The sequence below is a fragment of the Kitasatospora sp. NPDC088742 genome, from assembly GCF_055584905.1.
In genome coordinates this window covers 1-5,604 of the sequence record NZ_JBVJLD010000104.1, presented here as the reverse complement: position 1 = coordinate 5,604, position 5,604 = coordinate 1, and the positions used below count along the sequence as shown (strand labels likewise).

The 5,604-nt window shown below is 69.4% G+C and carries 6 protein-coding genes, 1 rRNA gene and 1 pseudogene; 5 read left to right on the top strand and 3 right to left on the bottom strand.

The features are described 5' to 3' along the window. Positions 1-746 precede the first annotated feature (746 nt). Complete coding sequence (locus tag ACZ6ZR_RS38485) at positions 747-1,184, top strand: hypothetical protein (protein WP_465650663.1); 438 nt, start codon at positions 747-749, stop codon at positions 1,182-1,184. A gap of 724 nt (positions 1,185-1,908) precedes the next feature. Here the strand turns inward: ACZ6ZR_RS38485 and ACZ6ZR_RS38480 are convergent. After that, positions 1,909-2,289 carry a hypothetical protein gene (locus ACZ6ZR_RS38480; protein WP_465650661.1) on the bottom strand — a complete coding sequence of 127 codons (381 nt, stop codon included), beginning with the start codon at positions 2,287-2,289 and terminating at the stop codon, positions 1,909-1,911. Positions 2,290-2,367: 78 nt separating this feature from the next. Between ACZ6ZR_RS38480 and ACZ6ZR_RS38475 the strand changes: the two are divergent. The 4 genes and pseudogenes from ACZ6ZR_RS38475 to ACZ6ZR_RS38460 form a co-directional block, all read left to right on the top strand. Further along, a pseudogene (locus tag ACZ6ZR_RS38475) lies at positions 2,368-2,543 on the top strand (IS256 family transposase); the annotation flags it as partial. A gap of 253 nt (positions 2,544-2,796) precedes the next feature. Next, positions 2,797-3,576 carry a DUF2071 domain-containing protein gene (locus ACZ6ZR_RS38470; protein ID WP_465650659.1) on the top strand — a complete coding sequence of 260 codons (780 nt, stop codon included), beginning with the start codon at positions 2,797-2,799 and terminating at the stop codon, positions 3,574-3,576. A gap of 101 nt (positions 3,577-3,677) precedes the next feature. Next, entirely contained in the window at positions 3,678-4,397 is a 720-nt protein-coding gene (locus ACZ6ZR_RS38465; protein ID WP_465650657.1) for a class I SAM-dependent methyltransferase, read from the top strand. Then, the gene (locus tag ACZ6ZR_RS38460) at positions 4,394-4,816 is read left to right on the top strand and encodes a hypothetical protein (RefSeq protein ID WP_465650655.1); all 423 of its coding nucleotides are present in this window, start codon (positions 4,394-4,396) and stop codon (positions 4,814-4,816) included. Before ACZ6ZR_RS38465 ends, ACZ6ZR_RS38460 begins: the two co-directional genes overlap by 4 nt. Before the next feature lie 76 nt (positions 4,817-4,892). Here ACZ6ZR_RS38460 and ACZ6ZR_RS38455 read toward each other — a convergent pair whose 3' ends face one another. Both ACZ6ZR_RS38455 and rrf read right to left on the bottom strand, forming a co-directional pair. Next, positions 4,893-5,444 carry a hypothetical protein gene (locus tag ACZ6ZR_RS38455; RefSeq protein WP_465650654.1) on the bottom strand — a complete coding sequence of 184 codons (552 nt, stop codon included), beginning with the start codon at positions 5,442-5,444 and terminating at the stop codon, positions 4,893-4,895. 81 nt (positions 5,445-5,525) lie between these two features. Next, a 5S ribosomal RNA gene (gene rrf, locus ACZ6ZR_RS38450) occupies positions 5,526-5,604 on the bottom strand; the annotation flags it as partial.

Genomic DNA, 5,604 nt, shown 5'->3' with positions numbered 1-5,604 from the left:
CAGCGTTCGTCCTGAGCCAGGATCAAACTCTCCGTGAATGTCTACCGGTAATCCGGTAACCACTCGCGTTGAGCGGCACGGCAACCACCGGAATAAGGTGATCCCGCGCACTGCGTCCTCGCTAGTGTTTTACTTCAAAAGGAATCTCCAACCCCACCGAATCGGTGAGGCCGGGGATGTCAACATATCTGGCGTTGACTTTTGGCACGCTGTTGAGTTCTCAAGGAACGGTGGCTTCCTTCGGTCCGCCTTCCAGCGGGCCCTCCGGGCGCTTCGTTCTTTCGTTTTCTTAGCTTACCAGATGTTTTCCGCTCCGTTTCCGGCGCTTCCCTCATCCAACTCGCTTGTGTCTTCCGCGACCTGACGGCCCGTCCGACGTTCCAAACTCTAGCCGATCCCCACCCCGAAAGGCGAATCCGGCCCGATCCTCCGAATTCGCGCACGACAATTCGCACTGACCCGCGACAAGGCGCGACCCAGCTCAAATTTAAGAAGTGGTGATTCAGGAGATCGGCTACCCCGGGACCGTCCGTGCAGAGCGCGCGTCCGGTTCTCCCTGTCAGGCAGCTCGAAGAACACTAGACCCCTACGGGGGCAACGTCAACCGCAGCCCCGACGTACCGAGCAGCCGCCCAGGCCCCGGCCATGGGATGGCCGGCGTCCACGACCAGGTCCGCCCGGTGCTGCCTCCGGAGCAGGGCCGGAGCCTGATAGACCCGGGCCTGTTGGACAGGCACCATGCCCCGGTGAGCATCATCATCAAGTTCTTCGTCGCACCGGACCACGACACTGCGGCAGCGCTCGTGGACCACGGCCCCGACGGGGCCTTCGAGTCCCTGACGTACGGCAACGTCGATGCCGAAGAGGCACTGATCGAGTGGGAGAGCCTCTTCACCGGCCGGAGCTTCGAGGACCTCGTTGCCGCTGACGAACCGGAAGTTGTTGCCGAGGCCGGCAACGGTGAGGGCCCGATGATCCTTGCGGCTTCCCGGGTCCTCCAGAACGCGCTCGCCGCTGCCGATGAGCCTCGGCTGGTCGAGGTCAGCCGGCAGTGGGTCGAGGAGCGGGCGGCAGACGGCGAGGTCTTCGAACAGGGGACGGCTGCCGAGATCCTGGCTGACCTGGCAGCCAGGACGCGGGCCATCGGGGGGCGGAACGACCGCCTTTACTGCTGGATGGCATAGAGCCGGTGGCCGCGGAAAGGGTCTGGCATGCTCGCGGCTGCGGTCGTCCGACTGGAACGCGACCGGCTCTGGCCCGGCGCGGTGGCACAAGCCCTTCGGCAGTGGTCGCGGATAACCCGCCGTCCGGGTCTCGCGCTCTCGAGCGGTTGTGGCTGCCTGTGGTGCAGCCCCTCCTACGCGACCGACGAGCGCGCGGTGCTCGAACTCGCCCTCCATGCCCTGCCCCTGCGAGCGGCGCGTGAATTGCGAGGTCTGGTTGAGCCACTCGACGAGCTTTACGACATGCACCCCGACCGGATCCCGGGCTACGACAGTGGTCCCCTGTCCCACCTTCCCGAGCTGCTCGACGAGCCCTTGTTCCGGCTGGGACACCTCTACTCCTGCGTGCAGAGCGAGGAGGCTGAGGAGCTCTTGTTCGGTGAGGACCACGATGCCGCCGCGGACTTCCACCGCCGACTGTCCAGCCGCGCGGACTGGCCCATCTTCGCCGTCCCGGTCGCCGTCGGCCGCTTTCATGGGACCTGGCCTGTCCTGGCCCGAGCTGACCGCGGCCGCGGACGACGGCCTGGCCGGCGGATCCACCACGGACCCGGATGCTCGTCTGCTGCTCCTGCTACCCGCGTTCGGAGGCGCGGACCTACCCGCTGCGGCCGCCGAACGCCTTGCCCAGGTGACAGTCGCGCCGGCTCCCTGATCCAGGACCTCACCGCCGTCACCGCGGGCCTCACCCTCGAACGGAGCTCCGGCAAGGTCGAAGGCAATGTGAACCGCACCAGCTCGGCACAGAAGCGTAGGCATCCACCAATGTGGCGATCCTCAGGACGAGTTCGGGCTCCGAAGTACCCACGACTCGGACGGACACCTCGTCACCTCCGATGGCATTGGCCAGGTGCACATCGACGTTGTGGCGTGCTCCGACGAATGGGTAGCTGAACCAACTGTCCGGGCCCCCGTCGTCAGTTGCCGTCATCCCCGCGACGATGGCCTGCCAATCGGTGCTGTCGAAGTCGTAGCCGACGTAGTGAGCGACGAGTTCCACGAACGCCCGGAGGTTCGTGCTCCAGATCCAGCCGGCCGCGGTGTCATTCGGGTCCACCGTCGTCATCCGGACAGCGTGCCACGAGAACACCTCACGTCGCTCCTGCTCATGGCCCAGCCGTTCACGGAACTGCGGACAGAACGCCTGAAGGCCGAAGTCGACCAGTACACAGCCGAGTTGGCAGCGGAGACCGACGAGCGGGGCACCGCTTGGTGGTCCGCAGCGGCCGCCACCTTCCCCGGGCCGTGGTCACCGCCACCGGGCCGCTCGAGGTCACCGCACCGCAGGTGAACGACCGCAGCGTCGACGACACCGCCGGGTAGCTGGGCGGGAATGGCTGGTCGGACCTCCGCCGGCTTCCGCGTGCCCGCACGGCGGCCCTGACCGGACCCGGGCTCAATACTTGAACGCGTTCAAGAGCGTGCGGCATGATGGTCGCGAGCGGGAGCGACCAGCCCTGACCACGGGTGCCGGGCTGCCCCGTCATGCCCTGCCGTGCCTTGCCGCGCCGCCCCGAACCGGGCGGCCGGCACCGGGCGGCGGCAGTACTCTCGCGCTTCCGAGGAGCTGACCGTGCGCCACCTGCTGCAGCGCCACCCGATACCGATCCGCACCCACTTCGCGCACTCGCTCGTCCTTACCTACGCCTTGCCGCCCGAGCGGCTCGCGCCGCTGGTCCCACCCGGGCTCGCCCTGGACACCTACACCGCCCCCGACGGCACCGAACACGGCTTCGTAGCGGCCGCCGTGGTGGACGCGCGCGGCCTGCGCCCGGCCGGGCTGCCGGCCCGGATCGGCGCCGACGTCGTCCTGACCGGCTACCGGGTGTTCACCCGGTTCCCCACCCCGGGCGGCCGGACGATGCGCGGCCTGCGGATCCTGCGCAGCGACACTGGCCACCGGTTGATGGTCACGGGCGGCAACCTGCTGTCCCGCTACCACTACCGGCTCGCCCGGATCGGCAGCCGGACCGTCGGCGACACCCTGGAGTTCAAGGTGCTCAGCGCCGACGGCCGGGCCGACCTGCACGTCCGCGCGAACCTGGCCGGCCCGCCGGCCCCGCTACCACCCGGCAGCCCGTTCGCCGATGCGCGGGCAGCGCGCCGGTTCGCCGGACCGCTGCCCTACACCTTCGAGTACGAGCCGCAGACCCGCTCGATGATCGTCGTCAAGGCCGTTCGCCCCCACTGGGAGCCGGTGCCGGTCACGGTCGAGGTACCCCGGCTGACGTTCTTCGACCACGGCCCGCTGGCCGGCACCCGGCCCGTGCTCGCCAACGCCTTCCACGTCGCCGATCTCGACTACGGCTGGGAGCCGGGTAGCCGCCGTGCCCTGGACGGGAGCGCCCGGTGATCCCGGCCCGGTCGACGGGTCCGCGACCAACCCGCGCCGTCCCGAAGGCCCCGCCCACGGCGCCTCCGTTCCCGCCACACCGCCCGTCCGGGGTGCGCGAGGTGATCCGCTACAACTGGCCGCTGTACGCCGGCGGCGCACTCTCCGCAGCCGGTGGCTGGGCACTGGCCCGGCGGCTGCCCCGCCCGGCCGCCCGGCTCGCCCGGGCCGGTGCGTTCGCAGCAGGTTGGCTACTCGCCGGCAGCACTGCCGCCACCTGGTATGCCTACGACCGTTCCGGGCTGCACGGCTACGGATGGCTCGACGACCTGCTGCCGGACGGACCCGGCCGCCACCTCGTGGTCTCGGCAGGCCTCGACGAGACGAGCCGGCCCGTCGCCGCACGCCACCCCGGCGCAGTGCAGCTGATCGCCGACCTCTACGACCCGACCCTGATGACGGAGGGTTCGATCCACCGCGCCCGCCGCCTGGTGCCCCCGGCGGCCGGCACCGTGGCCGCCCGGCCGGCGAGGCTGCCCGCCCCGACCGCCTCGCTGGACACGGTGCTCCTCGTGTTCGCCGCCCACGAGCTGCGCCGGGCGGCCGACCGCGCCGCACTGTTCGCCGAAACGGCCCGGGTGCTGCGGCCGGGCGGCTCGCTCGTATTGGTCGAGCACCTGCGCGACGCCGCGAACACCGCCGTCTACGGCCCGGGCGCGTGGCACTTCCTGCCGCGGTCGACCTGGCTCGACCACGCCGCCGAGGCGGGTCTGCACCCGGCGGCCGAACGGCGGATCGCCGTACTGGTCACCGCCTTCGCTTTCCGGAGGCCCGGCTCGTGAACCAGCTCTTCGACCTGGAAGTCCAGTTGCGGCTGGTCGGGGCCGTGCTGGTGGGCCTCGGCCTGTTTCATGCGGTGCTGCCCCTGGTGATCGGCTGGCCCGCCGACCTGGCCGGGACCACGCTGCTGACCCGTCAGGTCTCCTACGTCCACGTCTTCTTCATCGGCCTCACGTGTGCACTGCTCGGTCTGCTGCCGCTCGCCCTGCCCGGCGAGCTCCTCGCGGGCTCGCCGCTCGGGACCGCCCTCTTGGTCGGCCAGACCGTCTTCTGGGGCACCCGCTGGCTCTTCCAGTTCGCCGTCTTCTCGCCCCGTCTCTGGCGCGGTGACCCGCTCCGCACCCTGGGCCACCTCGCGCTGTCAGCCCTGTGGACATGGGTGACCGCAGTGTTCGCCGTCGCCCTGTGGCGGGTGCCGTAGGAGACCCTGGCGAGGGTGCTCAGCCGAGCACGTTGAGCACCCTCGGTTGTACCGCGCTGAGCAGATACGGATGTACTCAGTCCGCGCGTTCCAGCCCGAGGGTGCTACCCACCGGACGCGCCCGCCACATCGCGCTGACCTGCGGAAGCGTTTCGATGAACCTGGCGATCCGGGACAGGGCCACGGCTCGCTCATGGCCGATGGGATCGAAGTCAAAGCCCATGCTGTTGGTCCAGGCCATGCTGGCCAGGTCGGCCCAGGCCGGAGCCTCGGCGAAGAAGAGCTCGAGTTCTACGCTCCAGCGCTCCGGCTGCCAGAACTCGTCGTCACGGTCACCCTCGTCGCTCACCGCGAACTGCCTGGTGAAGACCAGTGCGGGGCGATCGTCGTTCCAACTCCACCGCCCCCACTGCACGATGAACCCGTCGCCGTCGTCCTCGATCCCGTCCAGCTGCACCTGGACGAACTCCTGGAACGCAGACCATGCCCGCGCGACATCGTCGACCGCGTCCAGGTCGAGTCCGTGATCTCGAAGGATCTGCTCGAACGTCCCAGGACTGTTCTTCCAATGCGTGGCCATACCGGATGCTAACCAGTCACAGCCGGCCCCGACCGTCTGCTGGATCACGCGGCGATCCACCTCCGCGTTCGGCCCGTAAATGCGAAAAGGCCCCCCGGCATAAGCCGGGAGGCCTTCTCTTGAATGATTGTTCGGCGGCGTCCTACTCTCCCACAGGGTCCCCCCTGCAGTACCATCGGCGCTATGAGGCTTAGCTTCCGGGTTCGGA

Bases quoted from the DNA above. Each gene is read 5' to 3' on its own strand.
- ACZ6ZR_RS38480 (WP_465650661.1), bottom strand. From the start codon at position 2,289: ATGACGACGGTGGACCCGAATGACACCGCGGCCGGCTGGATCTGGAGC.